This is a genomic window from Streptomyces sp. Tu 2975 (assembly GCF_009832925.1).
In the GTDB taxonomy this organism is placed as follows: Bacteria; Actinomycetota; Actinomycetes; order Streptomycetales; family Streptomycetaceae; genus Streptomyces.
In genome coordinates, this window is sequence record NZ_CP047140.1 from 3,323,273 (window position 1) to 3,343,893 (window position 20,621).

The window sequence follows — 20,621 nt, forward strand, 5'->3', positions numbered from 1 at the left end:
GACCATACCGGTGTGCCACCGGCCCCCTACGGTCGAACCCATGACGACCGCGAACGAGATCAACGCCCCCGAGCACACCCCCCGCCTGGCCATGATGGAGCTGGCTCCCGACGTCTACAAGGCCATGGTCAAACTCGACCAGGCGTCCCGCCGGCACCTCGACCCGGTGCTGCTGGAGCTGGTGAAGATCCGTGCCTCGCAGATCAACCACTGCGCGTTCTGCCTCGACATGCACAGCAAGGACGCGCTCGCCGCCGGCGAATCGGTGGAACGGATCGTGCAGCTCAGCGCCTGGGAGGAGTCGCGGCACTTCTACACGGAGAAGGAGATCGCGGCGATCGAGCTGACGGAGGCGGTCACCGTGCTCACCGACGGTTTCGTGCCCGACGAGGTCTTCGAGAAGGCCGCCGAGCACTTCGAGGAGACCGAACTGGCCCATCTCGTCGCGGCCGTCACGGTCATCAACGCCTGGAACCGCTTCGGCGTGACCTCCCGCCTGGTTCCCGGCCATTACACGCCCGGCTCGCTGAAGCACTGACGGAGTCTCGATGACCGCGACAGCGGGGGCGTTCCGCGCCCTTCACCACGGCCGGGAGGCCGGAGACCCGCTCGTGCTGCCCGGACCGTGGGACGCGGCGAGCGCCCGGGCCTTCGCCGACGCGGGCTTCCCCGCGCTGGCGACGCCGAGCGCGGGCGTCTCGGCGTCCCTCGGCCACGAGGACGGCGAGGCGCCCGCGGACGAGATGTTCGCGGCCGTCGCCCGTATCGCACGGGCGGTCGACGTCCCCGTGAGCGCCGATGTCGAGGACGGCTACGGCCTGCCGCCGAAGGAACTGGTGGCACGGCTGCTGGAGGCGGGCGCGGTCGGCTGCAACCTGGAGGACACGGACCGCTCGACGAAGCGGCTGATGGATCCGCGGGCGCACGCCGACTGGCTGTCCGAGGTCCGTGCGGAGGCGGGTGACGAGCTGTTCGTGAACGCCCGCGTCGACACGTTCCTGCGCGGGGTGAGCAATCCCGGGCAGGCCGTGGACCGCATCCGGCTGTACGTCGAGGCGGGCGCGGACTGCGTCTACCCGATCACCGTGCCGTCCGCGCGGCTGCCGCTGCTGCGTGCTGCCACCGACGCACCGATCAACGTCTCCGCGCCCGTGTCGGACCCGCCGCTGGCCGAGCTCGGCCGGCTGGGGGCGACCCGGATCACCTTCGGCCCCGGTCTGCACCGGCGGACGCAGGCGGTGGTGGCGGACATCGCGCGCGAGTTGTACGGGGGGGTCCGGCCAAGCTCTGAAGACGCTCAACTCCGGTTGGCCCTGGCCGGTCCCGGGAGACGATCACTTCATGCTCGGACTCACGAAGAGGGAACTGTCGGTGGTGGTGCTGCGCGACGCGGACCGCGTCGAGGCCGCTCTCCACACCGCTCGGGAGCAGGCAGCACCGGAGGAACGGGCGGGGCTGGAGCGCGCCTTGGCCGTCGTCGCGGAGGCGTCCGCGGCGACGGACGAGGAGCTGCGGGCCCGCTGGGTCAGGCAGCGCATGGACGCGGCGGGGGTGCGGGGCCCGGCGGACTCGGTCGAGGCGATCAAGGCGCTGCGCGAGGCCGCTCCGGGCCTCAGTCTTCTGTCGGCGGTACAGCCGGCGAAGTCCGCGGAGTCGGTGCGCCGCGGCGGGTGAGGATGCGCGGTGCCCCGCCGGCCGTCGGGCCGACGGGGCACCGGACGCGGCCCGCCCGTGCGGGCGGGGCCGCAGGTGTCACTTCTTCGGCAGCCACTGCTTCCAGGTCGCCTCGTTGGCCTTGACCCACTTCTCGGCGGCGGCCTCGGGGCTCATCTTCTCCCCGGCGATCATCTTCGCGACCTCGTTCTGCTGCTCGGTCGTCCACTTGAAGTTCTTCAGGAACTCGGCCGCCTCGCCACCGTTCTCGGCGAAGTCCGCGTTGAGGAACTTCTGCAGCGGTGTGTTCGGGTAGGCGCAGGCGATCTTCTTCGGGTCGGCGTCGCAGCCCTCCTTGTACTCGGGCAGCTTCACCTCGACGAGGTCGACCTGTGCGTTCAGCCACTGCGGGGTCCACCAGTACGTCAGGAAGGGCTTCTTCGCCTTCACGTTCTTCTGGATCGCCGTGATCTGCGCCGCCTCGGAACCCGCGTAGTTGGTCTTCAGGTTCAGCCCGAGGTTCTTGATGATCGCGTCGTCGTTGGTGACGTAGTCGGGCGACCCCTCGAGGAGCTCACCCTTGCCGCCGCTCTCCGCGGTGGCGAACTCCTTGGCGTACTTGTCGAGGTTCTTCCAGTCCGTCACGTCGGGGTGCTTGTCGGCGAAGTACTTCGGCACGAACCAGCCGATGTGGCCTTCGACACCGAGGTCACCGCCCTTCACGACGGTCTTACGGTCCTCGACGTACTGCTTCTCTTCCTTGGGGTGACCCCAGTCCTCCATGATCGCGTCGATGTCGCCCTTGGAGAGGGCGTCCCAGGCGAGCACTTCACCCATCTGCTGGGTCTTGACCTTGTAGCCGAGCTCCTCCTCCAGGATGTAGGACGCGACGGCCGTGTTGGCCTGCGCGCCGACCCAGGAGGGGACGGTCAGCTTCACGGTCTTCTCGCCGCCGGCCGCTTCCTGGCTCTTGCCGGTCTCCGCGGCGCTGCACGCGCTCAGGGAGAGGACGCCGAGGGCGGCGGCGCCGGCGGCGGTGCGAAGGGTTCTGGTGCGGTTCATGGCGGTGCTCCTGCTGTGAGTGAGGGACGTGAGTGGTACGGGGGGCGGAGGCGCCGGGGTGCGGCGCACGGCCGTTCAGCCGCGTTTGCGGGCCGGTTGGGTGATCCGGTCCAGTACGAGACCGAGGCAGACGATCGCCACTCCGGCCGTCATTCCGAGACCCATCTCGCCGCGGGACAGGCCCTTGACGACGTCGTAGCCGAGGGCCCCGCCGCCGACGAGCGCACCGACGACGACCACGGCAAGGACCAGCACGACCCCCTGGTTGACGGCGAGCTGGAGCGCGGGGCGGGCGAGCGGCAGCTGGACCCGGAGGAGTTGCTGCCGGGTGGACGCGCCGAGCGACCTGGACGCCTCCAGCGCCGCGGGGTCGACCTCGCGCAGGCCCTGGGCGGTGATGCGGACCACCGCGGGCAGCGCGTACACGACGGCCGCGACGATCGCGGAGACGCGGGCGACTCCGAAGAGGGCGACCACCGGAATGAGGTAGACGAACTGCGGCATCGTCTGCATGGCGTCGAGCACCGGCCGCAGCCAGCGTTCCAGTCGTCCCGCACGGGCGCAGACGATGCCCGCGAGCACGCCGAGGACGAGGGTGACGACGAGCGCCGCGAGCACCTGCGAGAGCGTGTCGAGGGACTTCGTCCACACGCCGAGCACGCCGATCGCGGCCATGGCGAGCGTGGCGGTGAGGGCCGTCATCCAGGTACCGACGAGCCAGGCCAGGGCGGCGACGAGCAGCAGCACCGCCCACCACGGCAGCGCGGTCAGACCGTCCCGCATGGGGTTGAGGACCCACAGGGTGAAGTGCTCCGACCATGTCTCCGTGCCGCCGAGCACCGGGATGCCGGACGACAGGTTCTCGGTGATCCAGACCTGGGCCTTGTTGACGGGCGTGGAGATGGCGAACGTCCAGCCCTCCGGCCACGCCGTGCCGGCCACGAAGCGCAGCAGCACGGCCGCGACGACGCCGCCGCCTGCCAGCGCCCAGGCGGAGCGGCCGTGCAGCAGGCCGCCACCGGGTGTGCTCCGGCCGATGCGGTCGCCGGCGGCCGCGGTCGTACGGTCGAGCCAGACGGCGATCAGCACGATGGGGATGCCGGCGGCGAGCGCCTTGCCCACGTCCACGGTGGACAGGGCCGAGTAGACCTCCTCGCCGAGGCCGCCCGCGCCGACGAGCGCGGCGATGACGACCATCGAGAGCGCCATCATGATCGTCTGGTTGAGGCCCAGGAGCATCTGCTTGCGGGCCAGCGGCAGCCGGGCCGTGCGCAGCCGCTGCCACGGGCTCGCGCCGAGCGACGTGACCGCCTCGAGCACCGCGGGGTCGGCGCCGCGGAGTCCGAGCGTGGTCAGGCGTGCCATCGGCGGGGCCGCGTAGATGACGGTGCAGAACAGGGCGGCGGGCGTGCCGGTGCCGAAGACCAGCACGAACGGCAGCAGGTAGGCGAAGGCGGGCAGCACCTGCATGGTGTCGAGCAACGGCCGCAGCAGCCGGTCGACCCGGTCGGAGAGCCCTGCGGCCAGGCCGATGAGCACGCCCAGCAGCGCGGCGCAGGTCACCGCCACCACCATCAGGGCGATGGTGAGCAGGGTGGCGTCCCACATGCCGAGCAGCCCGCACACGGCGAACGCCCCGAAGGCCGTCGCCGCGACCTTGACGCCGCCGCGTCCGAGCCCGGCCGCGCGCCAGGCGAACAGCACGCCGGCGGCGAACACACCGGTCCAGCCCATCGCGTCGAGCACGGTGTAGACGCCGCTGACGGCATCGGTGGCGGTGTTGGACAGGTGCAGCAGGAAGTAGAGGAACAGGGGGTGGCTGTCCCGGTTGTCGATGACCCACGTGTTGGCGTCGTCGAGCGGACCGGAGATGTCGACGCTCAGCGCGCCGGGCCACGGGCCGCTGCCCCACACGACCGCCGAAAGCGGTACGAGTACGGCCGCGAGCGCGGCGATGACCAGCAGCTTGCCCTTCACGGGGTGACGCATGAGGTCCTGGAAGGACCGCCCGGCAGCGGGACGGCCGGCCTTTCCGGGCGCCTTCACCTTCTCGGGCGCCTCGTCGGGAGCCTTGTCGGAAGCGGGAGTGGTGACGGCGGCGGTCATCGCGTCCACCGCCCCTGCGCTGCCCGGTGGTGGCGCGTATGCGCTGCGCGTGTCATGCGGCCACCGCCTTGCCGCCGGGTACGCCGGCGACCACGCCGAGCAGCGCCGCGTGGTCCACCACCCCCAGGCACCTGCCGTCCTCGACGACGCGCGCGGTCTCGCCGGTACGGGCGACGGCCTCGATGGCCTCGAAGACCGTCGCCCCCGGGGCGAGCGCCGGCCCGGTCTCCGCTTCCGACGCCGTGGCGGGCCGCATGGCCGTGCGCACGGTCATGACCTGTTCGCGCGGCACATCACGGACGAAGTCGCGCACGTACTCGTCGGCCGGTTCGCCGACGATCTCCTCGGGGGTGCCGAGTTGCACGATCCGGCCGTCGCGCATCAGCGCGATCCGGTCACCGATCTTGAGGGCCTCGCTCAGGTCGTGCGTGATGAAGACCATGGTGCGGCCCTCCTCGCGGTGCAGCCGCACGACCTCCTCCTGCATGTCGCGGCGGATCAGCGGGTCCAGCGCGCTGAACGGCTCGTCGAACAGCAGGACCTCGGGGTCGACCGCCAGCGCCCGGGCCAGTCCGACGCGCTGCTGCTGGCCGCCGGACAGCTGGCCGGGACGGCGGGACTCCATGCCCTCGAGGCCGACCTTGGTGACGAACTCGGCGGCCCGTGCCCGGCGTTCCGCGCGGCCGACGCCCTGGATCTCGAGACCGTAGGCGACGTTGTCGAGCACGGAGCGATGGGGCAGCAGCCCGAAGTGCTGGAACACCATGGACGCGCGGTGGCGGCGCAGTTCGCGCAGTCGTCCGGCGTCCATCGACATGACGTCCTCACCGTCGATGGAGATGGCGCCGGACGTCGGCTCGATCAGCCGGGTGAGGCAGCGCACCAGCGTCGACTTGCCGGAGCCGGACAGGCCCATGACGACGAAGACCTCACCCTTGCGGACGTCGAAGGAGACGTCACGCACGGCGGCGGTGCAGCCGGTGCGCTCCCGCAGGCCGGCGGCGTCGAGGGCGCCCAGCTCGGGGTCGGCGGGCACCCGGCCTGCCTTCGGGCCGAAGACCTTCCACAGGTCGCGTACGGAGAACACAGGTGTCGGCGGCGTACTCATCAGGCATTACCTCCCAGCAGGTCCGCGCATTTCTCCCCGACCATCAAGACGGTGATCATCGGGTTGACGGCCGTCATCGTCGGGAAGACGGACGCGTCGGCGATCCGGACGCCGGCGAGGCCGCGGATCCTCAGATCGGGGCCGACGACGGCGAGTTCGTCGTCGGCCGCACCCATCCGGCAGGTGCCGGCGGGGTGGTAGACGGTGTGCGCGACCTTGCGCGCGTATTCGCTGATCTCCTCGTCGGAGGTGACCGCGGGACCCGGACAGACCTCCCGCTTCAGCCAGCCGGCCAGCGGCTCCTGCTGCGCGATCTCCCGCGCGATCCGGATGCCGTCGACGAGGGTGCGGCCGTCGTAGTCGTCCTCGTCGGTGAAGTACCGGAAATCGAGGGCGGGTTTGACCTCGGGGTCGGCGCTGGTCAGGTAGAGGCGGCCGCGGCTGCGGGGCTTGGGGATGTTGGGAGTCATCGACACGCCGTGCGCGGGGCGTTCGTAGCCGAGGCGCTCCGGGTTGTCGGTGAAGGGGATCTGGTAGAAGTGGAACATCAGGTCGGGGCCCGCGGACGCGGGGTCCCGCCGTAGGAACAGCCCGGCGTCACTGTCCATGGCGGAGTTCTCCGGGATGGGCCCGTGGGTCTCCCAGACGATGACCGACTCGGGGTGGTCGAGCAGGTTCTCCCCTACGCCCGGCAGGTCGTGGACCACGGGTATGCCGAGCCTTTCCAGGTCGGCGCGCGGCCCGATGCCGGAGTGCATCAGCAGCCGGGGCGTGTCGACGGCCCCCGCGCAGACGAGCACCTCGCGGCGGGCCCGTACGGTCCGCTCCTCGCCGTCCTTGGCGCGTACGTGCACCCCGGTGGCACGCGTGCCGTCCAGCTCCAGCCGGTACGCCCAGGTCTCCAGCGCGATGTGCAGGTTCGGCCGGTCGAGGAAGGGATGCAGATAGGCGACGGACGCCGACGAGCGCTTGTTGTTCTCGGGGTGGTAGGCGAGGTCGAAGAAGCCGACGCCCTCGTGGAAGGGCTTCTCGTTGAAGCTCTCGATACGCGGCACGTCGAGAGCGGTCCGCGCGGCGTCGACGAAGTCGCGGGCGATGGCGTTCCGGTCGGCCTCGTCGACGGGGACGATGTTGTTGCGCAGTTTGTGGAAGTACGGCTCCATGGCCGCGGCGTCCCAGCCCTCCGCACCGGCCCCGGCCCACTCGTCCCAGTCGGACGGCAGCGGCTTGAAGGCGATGAGGGTGTTGTGGGAGGAGCAGCCGCCGAGCACGCGGGCGCGGCTGTGGCGGATGTGCGAGTTGCCGCGGGGCTGTTCGGTGGTCGGGTAGTCGTAGTCGAGCTCACCGCCGAGCAGGCCCATCCAGCGCCGCAGGGTCAGCACGTCGTCGCGGTCGACGTCGCTCGGGCCGCCCTCGATGACGGCGACGGTCACGCCGGGGTCCTCGGTGAGCCGGGAGGCGATCACCGAACCGGCGGTGCCGCCGCCGACGACGACATAGTCGTACTCGTGCATGTGGTCGGTCATGGTGTGTTTCCCCGCCTCAGCCCGCGAACCAGCGCACGGGGCGCGGGGCGAGGTTCTGGTAGATGTGCTTCGCCTCGCGGTACTCGGCGAGTCCGGCGGGTCCCAGCTCACGGCCGGTGCCCGACTTGCCGAAGCCGCCCCACTCCGCCTGCGGCAGGTAGGGGTGGAAGTCGTTGATCCAGACGGTGCCGTGCCGCATCAGCCGCGCCATCCGGCGGGCGCGTCCGGCGTCGGACGTCCAGACGGCGCCGGCGAGGCCGTACTCGGTGTCGTTGGCGAGGGCGAGGGCCTCTTCCTCGGTGCGGAAGGTCTCGACGGTCAGGACGGGGCCGAAGATTTCCTCGCGGACGACGCGCATGGAGCGGTGGCAGCGGTCGAGGACGGTGGGCCGGTAGAAGAAGCCCGGGCCCTCCGGCCGCTCGCCGCCCGCCCTGAGCACCGCGCCCTCGGCCAGCGCGGAGGCCACGAACTCCTCGGTCCTGGCGAGTTGCCGATCGGAGACGAGGGGGCCGCACTCGACGCCCTCGTCGGTGCCGCGCCCGAGGCGTATCTTCTCGGCCCTGCGCGCGAGTTCGGCGACGAACCGCTCACGCAGCGACTCCTCGACGATGAGCCGTGAGCCTGCGGAGCAGACCTGCCCGCTGTGGATGAACGCGGCGTTGAGCGCCTGGTCGACGGCCGTGTCGAACCCGTCGGGTGTGGTGCAGGCGTCGGCGAAGACCACGTTCGGGTTCTTGCCGCCGAGTTCGAGGGCGACCTTCTTGACGCTGTCGGCCGCGGCGCGGGCGACCTTCGTGCCGCTGACGAGCCCACCGGTGAAGGACACGAGGTCCACGTCGGGGTGCTCGGCCAGCCGGGCGCCGACGGGGTCTCCGGCGCCGGTGACGATGTTCGCGGCGCCGGGCGGCAGTCCCGCCTCGATCAGAAGTTCGATCAGGGCGACGGTGGTCAGCGGCGTGATCTCGCTGGGCTTGATCACCAGTGTGTTGCCCGCAGCGAGCGCCGGGGCGATCTTCCAGCTGGCCTGGAGCAGCGGATAGTTCCAGGGGGTGATCAGCGCGCAGACGCCGACGGGCTCGTGCACGACCACGCTGTGGATGTCGTCCGACCCGGCGTCCACGACACGGCCGCCGCTCTCGTTCATGACGAGGTCGGCGAAGTAGACGAAGGCGTCGCGTACACAGTCGACGTCGACGCGCCCCTCTTCGAGGGTCTTGCCCGCGTCCTGGCTCTCCAGCGCGCCGATCTTCTCCCGGTCCCGCTCGAGCAGGGTCGCGACGCGTCGGAGCAGCGCGGCCCGTTCCGCGACAGGGGTGCGCGGCCAGGTGCCGTCGTCGAATGCGGCCCGCGCGCAGGCGACAGCGTCATCGGTGTCGGCGACACCGCCCTCCGCCACGACGGCGAAGACGCTCCCGTCGGCGGGGTCGATGATGTCGCGAGTGGCGCCGGAGAGCGCGAAACGCCACTCCCCGCCCACATGGATGGTCTGTTGTACTGCCGACACGTCGCGTTTTGGCCTTTCGTTCCCGTTTTGTCCGACGCCGGTCACACCCCGGCGATCTGGCCGCCTGCCCCCGGAACCAAGAACCATGCGGAACGGTTCACGGAACGTGACCTGACTCACGAAACATCCACCGTCCCTTGACCGGCCGGACACCTGGGCCGCGACGGGATCAACACGGGCATCCCGGGGCGAACGTGACCGGGGTCACCGCCCATTGCAGCCGTCACCGGTCGACCTCATAGGGTCAGGTACATGACCGCGAAGTTCAGTGATCCGTTCCTCCGCCTCACCGAGCAGCACGCCGCCTGGGGCGCGGAACAACTCGAGGCGTTCAACGAGTTCCTGCCGATCGGCGAGTGGAGTGCCGACCTCGGACAGTGCCTCTACCGGCAGTCCGGACGGGAGCTGAGGATCTCGCTCCTCGGCACGTTCGACGTCAACGAGCACTCATGGCTGTGGGCCTGGGCCAACCCCGGCTTCGCCGGCTCACCGGTCGTCGCGGCGGCAGATCGGGTCCGCACGTACGGGCAGGCCCACGGCCTGAGCGAGTTCACCGAGGAGCTCGTCCCCCTCGCCGCGCACGACGACCCCCGCCGCGCCGTCGAGACCCTCGCGTTCACGGCGATGGGCGTGCTCGGCGCCGCCGGGTACATCGGCGTACAGGCGAGCGCCGACGGCCGCGCCTACATGGTTCCGGACGATCCGCAGGTCCCCCGTGCCGAACCGGACGCCATCACCCTGCCGCGCGTCCTGCTCACCGGCGCCGGCCTCGTCGGCGGGTCCGCACGCCGGGTCGTCTCCGGCTACTTCGGCCACCACGACCTTCCGCAACGCCGCACCGAGGACCGGATGAGCGCGGGGCTCCCCGACGGAGGCACGGTCGACGTCCTCTTCGACGAGCTCGACCGGATAGCCTCCGTGCACGTCAACTCCGGTGCGCCGACGCCCGCTTGACGCAGACACCGCACGACGCAGGACGCACGCGCTCCACAACGGGGAGCCTGAATCGGATCGGTCAGCGAGGATCGGTCAGCGAGCTGGCGGAACGGCTCGTCGCCGCGGACACGGGCGGCTGGAGCACGGAGGGTCCGCGCGCCATGGCCGCCTCGCTCGACTGGACCTGGACCGAGGGCGCCGCGGGGCCCGTCCTCGGCACCGGCCAGGGGACGGGCGAGGCCCGGCCGATCCGGCGAGTCCAAAGGCCGTGCGCCGGTGGAGTTGCTGGTGGCCACGGCGAAGGCGGTCAACCCCCGCGCCGGTTGCTCTCCGCCCGGCGGCCCTGCCGCCGGGGGAACTGAGCGGCCGTCCCGGCCGTCCCCATGATCGGACCATCAATACAGAAGCGAACAAAGGGGGCCGCATGGCGGTCACGCTGGGCGAGGAGATCATGCTGCTGTCACTGGACGACGAGTCCGGTGCGGCGAAGGACCGGCAGTCGGCCGGATGGGCCGTGGCGGGTGGCATCCTGCTCGACCTGGTCATGGCCGGGCGGGTCTCGGTGGACGACGGCCGGGTGCGGGTCACGGACCAGGCACCCACCGGTGTCCCACTCCTCGACGGCCGCCTGGAGCAGCTCACGGCCTGGGCGGGCCGCAGGCGCAGGCCTCCGAAGGTCACGGACTGGCTGACGAAGGACCACTCCAAGGCCGTGACCGCCACGATCGGGAGTCTGCGTGAGCGGGGCCTTGTGGCCGAGGAGCAGCACAAGGTGCTGGGCCTCTTCCCGGTCAAGCGCTACCCGGAGGCGGACGGGGCGGCCGAACGCGAGCTCCGCGACCGCCTCGCCGCCGTCGTCCTCGAGGGGAACGACCCCGACGACCGGACGGCAGGTCTGGTCGCACTGATCCATTCCGCGAAGCTTCACCGCATCGCCTTCCCGGGCGTCCCGCGCAAGGAGCTCACCGCGCGGATGTCCCGGATCTCCGAGGGCCAGTGGGCGGGCGACAGCCTCCGTAAGGCCATCCGTGACATGCAGGCGGCGATGGTCGCGGTCACCGTGATGACGGCGGCCGCGGCGGCGGGCTGACGCCCCGGCAGGTTCCTCACCGGCCCCGCACCGAACCGAAATCCGTTGTCCGCCGGCCCGGCACATGGCTAACGTTCGATCTCATCGACGTGTAGCTCAGCAGCAGAGCGCCGGGCTCGGGACCCGGAGGGCGCGGGGGCGGAACCCGCCACGTCGGCTTATGAACGAGAACGCTGAGAAGCAGCCACTCATCGCAGCGCCGTCGTACGCGTCCGGGCAGTTGACGAAGGCCTTCACCACCGCGCTGACGCACCAGGACGCCGGGACACGCACCCGCGCGCAGCAACGGATGCGGCGCTGGCGTGACGTGCTCGACGGGATGGCCGACGGACGGCTGCGGATCGGTTCCCGCACGCCGGTGGCCGGCCTCCCCGCCTGGGTGACCCCCGAGGTCGTCCACGGCGGCTTCGCGACCGGAAGCGCCGCCGCGGGCGGCCCCCTGCTTCCGTACGAGACGGAGGCCGCCCGCGAGGCAGGCGTGCCCGCCGACCGCAGGGCGCTGTTCGACCACTTCCTGACCGAGCCCGGCCTCGTCACTCTGTGGGACCTGCTGGACAGCGGGCGCTACTCGGTGGCCGTGCCGGAGGAAGCGGCGCTGCTCACGGTGGCGTGGCTGGTCCGCGCCGGCGAGGTGCCGCAGGCACTCGAACTCGTCGGCGTCCTCGATCCGTTCGCGGGTCGGCTGCGGTTCCTGCCCCGGCCGTCGGACGTCCCTGCGCCGGACACCCTGGCCGTGCACCGCCGTACCGTCGCCGACGTCGGCCACACACTCGCCCGCCGCGGGACGAACACGGCGGTGGAGACCCAGCGGGAGGCACTGACCGTGTGGCTGCCGTTCGCGGACGAACTGCTCGCGCACTGGCTGGAGACGACGGGACCGGGTGAGATCCCCGCGGACGGCGACTGGCTCGAGCGCGGCGCGGAGCTGCTGCGTCGCTACCGGCTGCTGGCACAGGAGCACACGCTCTGCGGCAAGCACCGCCGCCCCAAGGAGAACCTGGCGGTGCTGCGGGACGCGCTGGAGGAGGCCGTCGCCGGGCGGCCGCTGGCCGCCCGGCGGCTCGGCCTGCTGCGGCACGCCGTCACCTCCATGGTCCGCAAGCGCGGCACGCCCGGCACCGAACGGCACACCGCCCTGCGTCACCGGCAGGCGGGCCAGGCGGCGCTGCCTTCGCACCACGCGCTCGCGCAGGTCGTGCTGCGCCGTGTCTCCGGTCTGCCCCAGCACGTCGGCGCGGCGGACATCGCTCCGCTCGTCACCCCGGTGACGCAGCAGGAGCACAGGGACACGGGCCTGCCCGTCGGCGCCGAGATCCCCGCGGCGATCCGCCAGGTCGTCGAGGCGGCACTCAGCGCGCCGATCGGCACCCTCGTGGAACGCGGCGTCGTGCCGTCGGCCGAGGTGCTGGCCGAGCTCGTGCCGCAACTCGTCGCCGCGACCACGGCGCAGGCGTACGAGGACGAGTCGCTGCGCACACTGATGGCCGCGGTCTACCGGGCGTTCCGCAACCGGCGCTCCCTGCTGCTGCTCGACCTCGAGCGGCAGGCCCGGATCGAGGAGCTGCCCTGGGTACAGGCGGTGGCCGGCCGGCGCTTGAGCGGGCCGGCCACCGAGGAACCCGCCATGACCGCGCTGCGCCGACTCGGCGAGCTGGCCGTGCAGGCGTTCCCGGGCACGCTGCTGCCCAACCCGCTGGTACGCGAACTCGGCGTGCTCGCCCGCCAGGCGGACCTGGGCGCTGCGCTGGTGGAAGAGCTGGCCGCGGACATCTTCATGGGAACGTTCGGCCCGAAGTTCCTCCGGGCCGCCAGGGACGCCGCCGAGCTGTTGCGCGGTTCGCTGTACGAGCGCTACTACGGGATCGACTACGCCGCCGTCCGCAACATGGCCGTCCTCGAGGCCGGCGAGGCGCTGACACGGTCGTACGGTGCACGGACCTCACCCGGCTTCGCGAGGCTGTGCACGGAACGGGCCGGCCGCGGCGGGTACGGCTCGGTGGCGGCGAACGGGAAGATCATCGAGCAGGCGCAGATCCTCACCACCCACAATCTCGCGACGCTGGTGAGGCACGCCGGGATCCTGCCGGAACCCGGCTGGGCGGATCTGGCATGCCGCTGCTTCAGCACCGTGTGCGTGCTGACCGCGCGGGTCCACGGCAACCCTCGCCCGCTGGGGACGATCAAGGACGTGGCGTACGCCTGGCGGCAGATGCTCTTCCACCTGTCGCTGTGCACGGCGGACGAACAGCAGCGGGTGCTCGGTCAGGTGGCGGACGAAGCGGCCCGTCACCCCCGGCACGTCGCCGCCCGCCTCGCCCCGGCGCTCGCGGGGCTGCGTCTGGTCGCCGCGGGCGGGAGTTTCGGCGGGGACGGCACGGCGGACGGCGGACGGGCGCGGCGCCTGCTCGGCTGGAGCACCGACGGCCACTGGCTGCGGCCGGACCCGTCGCCGGGCGCGGGCCTCGTGCGCCGCTGAGCCGCCGGGCCGGGCAGACGTCACCGGCGCCCGGCCCGGCGCGGCTCACGCCGCCTTGCGTCCGCCGAACGCGGCGAGCGTGCGCTCCAGCGCGGGCATCGCGCGGACAGTACGCCGCGAGCGGATCAGCATGTCCCACGCGGGCTCGAACTTCTTCCAGCCGCCCGCGTAGGCGAGATGCCGCATCCGCTCGTGCGGGCCGGGCTGGGCCGAGGCGCCGCGCCAGATGTTGGACCAGCGGTAGAAGTCGCGGTAGGCGCGCCAGTAGCCGTCCTCCAGCTGACGGGCGGTCATGCCCTTGGGCCGGTGGACCACATGACGGGTGTCGTACAGGTCCCAGTCGCGGTGCACGATGCGGTCCTCGGCCTCCATCTGCTTCCACAGCCCCGTGGACGGGTACGGCGTCATGATGTGGAACGTCGCCGTCTCGATGCCCTGCTCGACGGCCCACTCCACCGTGCGGTCGAAGACGTCCGGGCCGTCCTGGTCGAGGCCGAAGACGAAGCTGGCGTTGACCATGACCCCCGCGTCATGGAGACGGCGGACCGCAGCGCCGTAGTCCTTGCCGATGTTCTGGTTCTTGCGGCGCTCCGCCAGGTTCGCGTCGTTGACGGTCTCGAAGCCGACGAACAGGCTGCGCAGGCCGGCGTCGACCGCCCGCTCCAGCAGGTCCGGCTGAAGCACGGAGTTGACCGTGCCGGCCGCCTGCCACAGGCGGCCCATGCCCGCCATGCCGTCGAACAGGGCTTCCGCGAAGCGTCGGTTGCCCAGCAGATGGTCGTCGAGGAAGTAGAGGTGGCGGCCCGGCAGCCGCTCGATCTCCGACAGGGCGTCGTCGACGGTCTGCGTGTAGAAGGACCTGCCGCCCTCGAAGAACGCGTCCTTGTAGCAGAAGTCGCAGTGGTGCGGGCAACCGCGGGAGACGACGATCGAGTTGGGCACGAGGTACAGGTGACGTTTGATCAGGTCGCGGCGCACCGGCGGGAGACCGGCCAGGGTGCGCTGTGCCGTGGAGTCGTAGCGCCGGGCAGCGGCGCCGTCGCGGAAGTCCTTCAGGAACAGCGGCCACTGCTCCTCCCCCGGGCCGGTGAAGACGGTGTCCGCGTGCTGCGCGGCCTCGTCCGGCAGCGAGGTGACGTGGAGTCCGCCCATCGCCACGTGCACGCCCCGCGCCCGGAAGTGGTCGGCTATCTCGTAACTGCGGCGCGCCGATGTGATGTACGGCTGGAGCACCAGCAGGTCGGGGCTGGGCAGGGCCTCGATGTCGATGCGCTCGACGTGCTCGTCGTACAGCGTCACCTCGTCCGACTCGTCGAGGTATCCCGCGAGGGTCGCGAGACCGAGCGGCGGGAACAGCGAGTACTTGATGGGACGGAAGAGCGGACTGGTCGCTTCGGTCAGGGCCGGGAGGATCATCATCACGCGCATGACAGCCGAGACTGTCGAAACCGGTCCCGTAGTTCCCGCACACACGTGCGCCCCGGCAGCACGGGCTACCGGGGCGTGGTGCGGACCGCCGCGGACGTCCGCGGCGCGAGGGTCAGAGGAGGCCGAGCTCGCGGACCGCGTCGCGCTCCTCCACCAGCTCCTGCACCGAGGCGTCGATGCGGGTGCGGGAGAACTCGTTGACGTCCAGGCCCTGGACGATCTCGTACTTGCCGTCCTTGCAGGTGACCGGGAAGGACGAGATCAGGCCCTCCGGGACGCCGTAGGAACCGTCGGACGGGATGCCCATGGAGGTCCAGTCGCCCTCGGCGGTGCCGTTGACCCAGGTGTGGACGTGGTCGATGGCGGCGTTCGCGGCCGAGGCGGCGGACGACGCGCCACGGGCCTCGATGATCGCGGCGCCACGCTTGGCGACGGTCGGGATGAAGGTGTCGGCCAGCCACTGCTGGTCGTCCACGACCTCCGCGGCGTTCTTGCCGGCGATCTCCGCGTGGAAGATGTCCGGGTACTGGGTGGCGGAGTGGTTGCCCCAGATGGTGAGGCGCTTGATGTCGGAGACGGACGCGCCGGTCTTGGCGGCCAGCTGCGAGATCGCGCGGTTGTGGTCCAGGCGGGTCATCGCGGTGAAGCGCTCGGCCGGTACGTCCGGGGCCGCGGCCTGGGCGATGAGGGCGTTGGTGTTGGCCGGGTTGCCGACCACGAGGACGCGGATGTCGTCCGCGGCGTTGTCGTTGATGGCCTTGCCCTGGGGCTTGAAGATGCCACCGTTGGCGGACAGCAGGTCGCCGCGCTCCATGCCCTTGGTGCGGGGGCGGGCGCCGACGAGGAGGGCGACGTTGGCGCCGTCGAAGCCGACGTTCGGGTCGTCGGTGATCTCGATGCCCTTGAGCAGCGGGAAGGCGCAGTCGTCGAGCTCCATGGCGGTGCCCTCGGCGGCCTTGAGTCCCTGCGGGATCTCGAGCAGGCGCAGCTTGACCGGCACATCCGCGCCGAGCAGGTGGCCGGAGGCGATGCGGAAGAGCAGCGCGTAGCCGATCTGGCCGGCCGCGCCGGTCACGGTGACGTTGACGGGAGTGCGGGTCATGGCGATCTCCGTAAGACAGCTGGCGGTGGGCAACACTGCCCCTCGTACGGGACCTCTCGTCCACGCCCGGGGTGAATCTTGACGTGAAGAGATTTCCAGCGGTCAGGCTATCCGACCCGGGCACGGACCGATCCCCGCCCCCTTGTGGCGCGTCTCACCCGTCCGCGCCCCAAGGCGTGTGTCACGGCGTGGTGGTGCACCCCTCCGTGCCGCTCGTGAGCGTGGCGCACGCCTTGGCGTCGGCCGGGTCGGGCGCCGCCGCCATCGCTGTGTACGCGTCCTTGTCCGCGTTGACCAGGGCGCTCTCTGCGGCCTTGCCGCCGACCGCTATCCGCACCGAGTCCCCGACGGCCGCCTTGGTGATACGGGCCCATGCCGCGCCGCACACCTGGCTGTGCCGGACCTCTATCACCGCCGTGCCGACGGTGGCCCTCGAGACGGTCGTGGCGTATTCGCCGCCACAGCCCATGATTTCCGGGTCCTGGCCCGCACAGTCGGTGCCGTTGCACTTCACCCCGGCCGGCAGCTCCGGGGCCGTGGTGGTGGGCGCGGCAGACGGGCTGCGCGTCGCCCGGTCCTCGCGTCCGTCACCGCCGTCGCCGTTGACGAGGAACCAACCACCCGCGCCCACGATGAGCACGCTCACCACGGCGGCTATGACGAACTGGCCTTTACGGGGACGTTCGGCCGGACGCCCGTCCGCGCCGCCGGGCGTGGCGGGGCTGCCGTGCACGCCCGGGTCGGCGGGGCCGCCGTACGCGCCGGGGCGGGCCTGGTTTCCGTATGCTCCGGGGCCTTCCTGCCCCGGCCGGCCCTGGGGCCGTGAGCCGGCGGCCGGGCCGCCGTACGCGCCGGCGCCGACGGGCCCGCCGTACGGGTCGGCAGCGGGTCCTCCCGTGCGGCCGTGCGGTCCGGGGCCGTAGCCGCCGGACACGCGTCCCGCCGCGTCCCTCGGCCCGGCGGCACGTCCCGCGCCGCCGGGCCGCGCCGCTGACGGCGTCATCGGGCCCTGACCGCCGACGCCGCCGAGCGCCTCACGCGCCTGCGAGATCCGTATCGCTTCCATCGTCATGTCGTGGCGCGCCTCGGCACGGCTCCAGGCGCGTTCCGCCAGCTCCCACATGGTGGTCACATGGCCGGTGTCGGTGCCGGTCACCTCGGCGAGCGCGACGGCCGCGCCCTTGGGCGCGAGCAGCCGTCCGTTGAGATACCGCTCCCAGGACGTCTTGCTGTATCCGGTGCGGTCGGAGACCGCCGCGATGCTCAGGCCGCTGCGGTCGACGAGCCCGCGCAGCTGGCCGGTGAACTCGCGTACCTCCGGGTCCAGCCCCTCGGGCAATTCCTTCCAACGAGGCATTGGTACTTCCCCCTTGTCCCCCGAATGTGCTTTGTATACCCCCCGTGCAGCCGACGGTCCTCGGTTGCGGCCCCAGTGTCGCATCCGTAGCACGACGATCACACCGTGGCGGAATGGTCACTTCCGTGCCACAGGCCACAGTCGTCCCTTGAACGGATTTGGCGCGTCCATGACTCTTGAAGCACGACGGCGCCCGTCCTCCCTCGGGGGAGAGGACGGGCGCCGTCGCCCGTTCCGCCGTGCCGCGTCCCCGCCGGCCGGGCCAGGGCGCGTGCCGGACCGGCGTGGTCATGACGCCAGGTGGTCGGCCATCTTCTTCTGCAGAACGGCGTCCAGGGTGTCCAGAAACTGTTCCGTGGTCTGCCAAGGCTGGTTGGGCGAGATCAGCAGGGCGAGGTCCCGGGTCATCTGGCCGCCCTCGACGGTCTCCGCGCACACGTGCTCCAGCACCCGGGCGAACCAGGTCACCTCCGGCGTGCCGTCCAGTCTTCCCCGGTGGGCGAGTCCGCGCGTCCAGGCGTGGACGGAGGCGATGGGGTTGGTCGACGTCTCCCGGCCCTGCTGGTGCCGGCGGTAGTGGCGGGTGACGGTGCCGTGGGCGGCCTCGGCCAGGACGGTCCTGCCGTCGGCCGACATCAGGACCGAGGTCATCAGCCCCGGCGAGCCGAACCCCTGCGAGACCAGCGCCGACTGGACCTCACCGTCGTAGTTCTTGCACGCCCAGAGGTAGCCGCCCTCCCCGCGCAGCGCGGCAGCCACCATGTCGTCGATCAGCCGGTGCTCGTACGTCAGGCCCTGCCGCGCGAACTCCGCCTTGAACTCGGCGTCGAAGACCTCCTGGAAGACGTCCTTGAACCGGCCGTCGTACCGCTTGAGCACCGTGTTCTTCGTGGACAGCAGGACCGGGTAGCCACGGGCCAGGCCGTAGCGGAACGAGGCGCGCGCGAAGTCGCGGATCGAGTCGTCGTGGTTGTACATACCGAGCGCCACGCCCGGCCCGGGGAAGTCATGGACCTCCAGCTCGATCGGGTCGGAGCCGTCCCTGGGCGTGTACGTCATCGTCAGCGTGCCGGGGCCGGGGACCTTGAGATCGACGGCCCGGTACTGGTCGCCGAAGGCGTGCCGGCCGACGACGATCGGCTTCGTCCAGCCGGCGACGGACCCGGGGACGTTCTCCATGATCACCGGCTCACGGAAGACGACGCCGCCGAGGATGTCGCGGACGGTCCTGTTCGGCGAGCGGTACATCGCCTTGAGGTTGAACTCCTCGACCCTCGCCTCGTCGGGCGTGATCGTGGCGCACTTGACGCCGACGCCGTACTTCCTGACGGCGTCGGCGGCGTCGAGTGTCACCTGGTCACCGGTTGCATCACGCTGCTGGATGCCCAGGTCGAAGTGGATCAGCTCGACATCGAGATACGGCAGGATCAGCTTGTTCCTGATGAACTGCCAGATGATGCGGGTCATCTCGTCGCCGTCGAGCTCGACGACGGGACCGGCTACCTTGATCTTGGCCATCGGGTGAACGTCCCTCTCGCGCGTCGACCGGCCCGATGTCACGGTGAGTGACACCGGGCCATCTCGACTTCAAGCTACTCGCGCGAGAGGCCGACCTCTTGGATCCGGGCGCTAACGCACCGTGAAATGAACCGCGTCCTCGAGGAACGGCACGTCCAGCCACGGTTTCGGCTGCGCCACCAGGGCGAGCAGCACGATCAGCGTTCCGAGCAGCCCGTACGTGATCATGTCCGTGAAACGGGAGCGGACGGCGAGCATGCCCACGGACGGCGTGACGCGACGCAGCACGGCCCCGAGGACGAGAGCGGCGCCGATCAGCATCGTGCCCACACGGAAGGCGTCGGTGAAGGCGTTGGTGCCGACGATCAGCAGGCCGACTCCCGTCAGGGAGAGCACCGTGAGCAGCGGCCACTGCCGTGCCGGGGCGGGCGCGTCCCCCGGCGCGGCCCGTCCGCCGCCCTCGGGCCTGGCGGTGTCCAGCGTGACGGCGGGCGGCCTGCGCGAACCGGCCTTGCGGTCGGGGTCCGCGTCGTCGGCGCCGCTCCCGTCGGCCGCTGTGGCGTCCGGTCCCGCTCCCGCGTCGTCCTCGGCAGCGTCGGGCGCCGCGTCCACGGAGGCCGCGCCGGGGCGCGACGCCTCACCGGCCGCCTCCGCGGACGTGCCGGTCGCCGTCCGAGAGGCGGCGGCCGTCCCGGGCGCCGCGTCGGCCGGGTCGGAAGCGGTGCGGTCCGGGACGGCCTCGTCCGGTCCCGGCGCTCCGGTGCCGTCGCCGTCGCCCGGCCCGCGAGTGCCGCTGCTGTCCGCGCGTACCACCATGGGTCAGCCTCTTCCCGTCAGGCCGCGGACCCGGCCGACGCCGCGCGCTCGGCGGCCTCGACCACGTTCACCAGCAACTGCGCGCGCGTCATCGGGCCCACGCCACCGGGGTTCGGGGCGACCCAGCCGGCCACCTCCGCGACGCCGGGGTGGACGTCGCCGACGATCTTGCCGTTCTCGTCACGGCTGACGCCGACGTCGAGCACGGCCGCGCCGGGCTTGACGTCCTCGGGCAGGATCAGGTGCGGCACACCGGCCGCGGCGACGATGATGTCCGCCTGACGCAGGTGGGCGGAGAGGTCACGCGTACCGGTGTGGCACTGCGTCACGGTCGCGTTCTCCGACTTGCGGGTCAGCACCAGCGGCATCGGCCGCCCGATGGTGATACCGCGCCCGACGACCACGACGTTCGCGCCCTTGATCTCCACGCCGTGGTGGCGCAGCAGCTGGACGATGCCGTACGGCGTGCAGGGCAGCGGTCCCTCGATGCCCAGCACCAGCCGGCCGAGGCTCACCGGGTGCAGTCCGTCGGCGTCCTTGGCCGGATCCATCAGCTCCAGGACGCGGTTCGCGTCGATGCCTTCGGGAAGCGGGAGTTGGACGATGTACCCGGTGCACTCGGGGTTCTCGTTGAGCTCCCTCACGACCGCCTCGATCTCCTCCTGCGTTGCGGTCCCGGGCAGTTCGCGCTGGATCGACGCGATGCCGACCTGCGCGCAGTCGCGGTGCTTGCCGTTGACGTACCAGCGGCTGCCCGGGTCGTCCCCGACGAGCAGGGTGCCGAGGCCGGGTGTGATCCCCCGCTCCTTGAGGGCCGCCACCCGGGCGGTCAGGTCGGACTTGATCGCGGCTGCGGTGGCCTTGCCATCGAGAATCTGGGCAGTCATACCCCCATCCTCCCGGATGGACCCGTCCCGGTTCCAATCCGCCCGGTCTCCG

At 71.5% G+C, this 20,621-nt stretch carries 16 protein-coding genes, 1 tRNA gene and 1 pseudogene; 7 read left to right on the forward strand and 11 right to left on the reverse strand.

Annotated elements, in window-relative coordinates; genetic code table 11:
* Positions 1–40: 40 nt before the first annotated feature.
* The 3 genes and pseudogenes from GLX30_RS14490 to GLX30_RS14500 all read left to right on the forward strand — a co-directional run bounded on the left by GLX30_RS14490 (position 41) and on the right by GLX30_RS14500 (position 1,674).
* A complete protein-coding gene (locus GLX30_RS14490) occupies positions 41–538 on the forward strand; it encodes a carboxymuconolactone decarboxylase family protein (protein ID WP_159688312.1) in 498 nt (165 codons plus the stop codon).
* Positions 539–548: 10 nt separating this feature from the next.
* Positions 549–1,256 (forward strand): annotated as a pseudogene (locus GLX30_RS14495) (isocitrate lyase/phosphoenolpyruvate mutase family protein); the annotation flags it as partial.
* Between the two features lie 85 nt (positions 1,257–1,341).
* Positions 1,342–1,674 (forward strand): hypothetical protein, encoded by a 333-nt coding sequence (locus GLX30_RS14500; RefSeq protein ID WP_159688314.1) that lies wholly within the window; start codon positions 1,342–1,344, stop codon positions 1,672–1,674.
* Between the two features lie 78 nt (positions 1,675–1,752).
* Here the strand turns inward: GLX30_RS14500 and GLX30_RS14505 are convergent, their stop codons facing one another.
* The 5 genes from GLX30_RS14505 to GLX30_RS14525 all read right to left on the reverse strand — a co-directional run bounded on the left by GLX30_RS14505 (position 1,753) and on the right by GLX30_RS14525 (position 8,959).
* Entirely contained in the window at positions 1,753–2,715 is a 963-nt protein-coding gene (locus tag GLX30_RS14505) for an ABC transporter substrate-binding protein (RefSeq protein ID WP_159688315.1), read from the reverse strand.
* Between the two features lie 75 nt (positions 2,716–2,790).
* Positions 2,791–4,704 (reverse strand): ABC transporter permease subunit, encoded by a 1,914-nt coding sequence (locus tag GLX30_RS14510; RefSeq protein ID WP_244258456.1) that lies wholly within the window; start codon positions 4,702–4,704, stop codon positions 2,791–2,793.
* A gap of 169 nt (positions 4,705–4,873) precedes the next feature.
* The gene (locus GLX30_RS14515) at positions 4,874–5,929 is read right to left on the reverse strand and encodes a glycine betaine/L-proline ABC transporter ATP-binding protein (RefSeq protein ID WP_159688320.1); all 1,056 of its coding nucleotides are present in this window, start codon (positions 5,927–5,929) and stop codon (positions 4,874–4,876) included.
* Positions 5,929–7,455 (reverse strand): GMC oxidoreductase, encoded by a 1,527-nt coding sequence (locus GLX30_RS14520; RefSeq protein ID WP_159688323.1) that lies wholly within the window; start codon positions 7,453–7,455, stop codon positions 5,929–5,931. Before GLX30_RS14520 ends, GLX30_RS14515 begins: the two co-directional genes overlap by 1 nt.
* A gap of 16 nt (positions 7,456–7,471) precedes the next feature.
* On the reverse strand, positions 7,472–8,959 hold the full coding sequence (locus tag GLX30_RS14525) for an aldehyde dehydrogenase family protein (protein ID WP_159688326.1): 1,488 nt from the start codon (positions 8,957–8,959) through the stop codon (positions 7,472–7,474).
* 252 nt (positions 8,960–9,211) lie between these two features.
* On the opposite strand from GLX30_RS14525, the gene GLX30_RS14530 reads away from it, so the two are divergent.
* The 4 genes from GLX30_RS14530 (at position 9,212) to GLX30_RS14545 (ending at position 13,461) form a co-directional block, all read left to right on the forward strand.
* The gene (locus GLX30_RS14530; RefSeq protein ID WP_159688329.1) at positions 9,212–9,913 is read left to right on the forward strand and encodes a DUF6882 domain-containing protein; all 702 of its coding nucleotides are present in this window, start codon (positions 9,212–9,214) and stop codon (positions 9,911–9,913) included.
* A 406-nt stretch (positions 9,914–10,319) separates the two neighbouring features.
* A complete protein-coding gene (locus GLX30_RS14535) occupies positions 10,320–10,985 on the forward strand; it encodes a GPP34 family phosphoprotein (protein WP_159688332.1) in 666 nt (221 codons plus the stop codon).
* Between the two features lie 85 nt (positions 10,986–11,070).
* Positions 11,071–11,142: transfer RNA gene (locus GLX30_RS14540), tRNA-Pro, on the forward strand.
* 3 nt (positions 11,143–11,145) lie between these two features.
* Entirely contained in the window at positions 11,146–13,461 is a 2,316-nt protein-coding gene (locus GLX30_RS14545; protein WP_159688335.1) for a hypothetical protein, read from the forward strand.
* Between the two features lie 45 nt (positions 13,462–13,506).
* On the opposite strand, the gene GLX30_RS14550 is transcribed toward GLX30_RS14545, so the two are convergent.
* The 6 genes from GLX30_RS14550 to GLX30_RS14575 all read right to left on the reverse strand — a co-directional run bounded on the left by GLX30_RS14550 (position 13,507) and on the right by GLX30_RS14575 (position 20,569).
* Positions 13,507–14,889: a radical SAM protein gene (locus GLX30_RS14550; RefSeq protein WP_159688337.1), complete on the reverse strand. Its 1,383-nt coding sequence runs from the start codon at positions 14,887–14,889 to the stop codon at positions 13,507–13,509.
* 112 nt (positions 14,890–15,001) lie between these two features.
* Positions 15,002–15,991 carry a malate dehydrogenase gene (locus tag GLX30_RS14555; RefSeq protein ID WP_159688340.1) on the reverse strand — a complete coding sequence of 330 codons (990 nt, stop codon included), beginning with the start codon at positions 15,989–15,991 and terminating at the stop codon, positions 15,002–15,004.
* Between the two features lie 181 nt (positions 15,992–16,172).
* On the reverse strand, positions 16,173–17,348 hold the full coding sequence (locus tag GLX30_RS14560) for a DUF2690 domain-containing protein (protein WP_159688343.1): 1,176 nt from the start codon (positions 17,346–17,348) through the stop codon (positions 16,173–16,175).
* A 288-nt stretch (positions 17,349–17,636) separates the two neighbouring features.
* On the reverse strand, positions 17,637–18,866 hold the full coding sequence (locus tag GLX30_RS14565) for an NADP-dependent isocitrate dehydrogenase (RefSeq protein ID WP_159688345.1): 1,230 nt from the start codon (positions 18,864–18,866) through the stop codon (positions 17,637–17,639).
* A 111-nt stretch (positions 18,867–18,977) separates the two neighbouring features.
* Entirely contained in the window at positions 18,978–19,682 is a 705-nt protein-coding gene (locus tag GLX30_RS14570; protein WP_159688348.1) for a DUF3017 domain-containing protein, read from the reverse strand.
* 17 nt (positions 19,683–19,699) lie between these two features.
* Positions 19,700–20,569 (reverse strand): bifunctional methylenetetrahydrofolate dehydrogenase/methenyltetrahydrofolate cyclohydrolase, encoded by an 870-nt coding sequence (locus tag GLX30_RS14575; RefSeq protein WP_159688350.1) that lies wholly within the window; start codon positions 20,567–20,569, stop codon positions 19,700–19,702.
* Positions 20,570–20,621 lie beyond the last annotated feature (52 nt).

Coding starts and splice junctions, on each gene's coding strand:
- GLX30_RS14490 (WP_159688312.1), top strand. CDS start 41: ATGACGACCGCGAACGAGATCAACGCCCCCGAGCACACCCCCCGCCTG.
- GLX30_RS14500 (WP_159688314.1), top strand. CDS start 1,342: ATGCTCGGACTCACGAAGAGGGAACTGTCGGTGGTGGTGCTGCGCGAC.
- GLX30_RS14505 (WP_159688315.1), bottom strand. CDS start 2,715: ATGAACCGCACCAGAACCCTTCGCACCGCCGCCGGCGCCGCCGCCCTC.
- GLX30_RS14510 (WP_244258456.1), bottom strand. CDS start 4,704: ATGCGTCACCCCGTGAAGGGCAAGCTGCTGGTCATCGCCGCGCTCGCG.
- GLX30_RS14515 (WP_159688320.1), bottom strand. CDS start 5,929: ATGAGTACGCCGCCGACACCTGTGTTCTCCGTACGCGACCTGTGGAAG.
- GLX30_RS14520 (WP_159688323.1), bottom strand. CDS start 7,455: ATGACCGACCACATGCACGAGTACGACTATGTCGTCGTCGGCGGCGGC.
- GLX30_RS14530 (WP_159688329.1), top strand. CDS start 9,212: ATGACCGCGAAGTTCAGTGATCCGTTCCTCCGCCTCACCGAGCAGCAC.
- GLX30_RS14535 (WP_159688332.1), top strand. CDS start 10,320: ATGGCGGTCACGCTGGGCGAGGAGATCATGCTGCTGTCACTGGACGAC.
- GLX30_RS14545 (WP_159688335.1), top strand. CDS start 11,146: ATGAACGAGAACGCTGAGAAGCAGCCACTCATCGCAGCGCCGTCGTAC.
- GLX30_RS14550 (WP_159688337.1), bottom strand. CDS start 14,889: ATGCGCGTGATGATGATCCTCCCGGCCCTGACCGAAGCGACCAGTCCG.
- GLX30_RS14555 (WP_159688340.1), bottom strand. CDS start 15,991: ATGACCCGCACTCCCGTCAACGTCACCGTGACCGGCGCGGCCGGCCAG.
- GLX30_RS14560 (WP_159688343.1), bottom strand. CDS start 17,348: ATGCCTCGTTGGAAGGAATTGCCCGAGGGGCTGGACCCGGAGGTACGC.
- GLX30_RS14565 (WP_159688345.1), bottom strand. CDS start 18,866: ATGGCCAAGATCAAGGTAGCCGGTCCCGTCGTCGAGCTCGACGGCGAC.
- GLX30_RS14570 (WP_159688348.1), bottom strand. CDS start 19,682: ATGGTGGTACGCGCGGACAGCAGCGGCACTCGCGGGCCGGGCGACGGC.
- GLX30_RS14575 (WP_159688350.1), bottom strand. CDS start 20,569: ATGACTGCCCAGATTCTCGATGGCAAGGCCACCGCAGCCGCGATCAAG.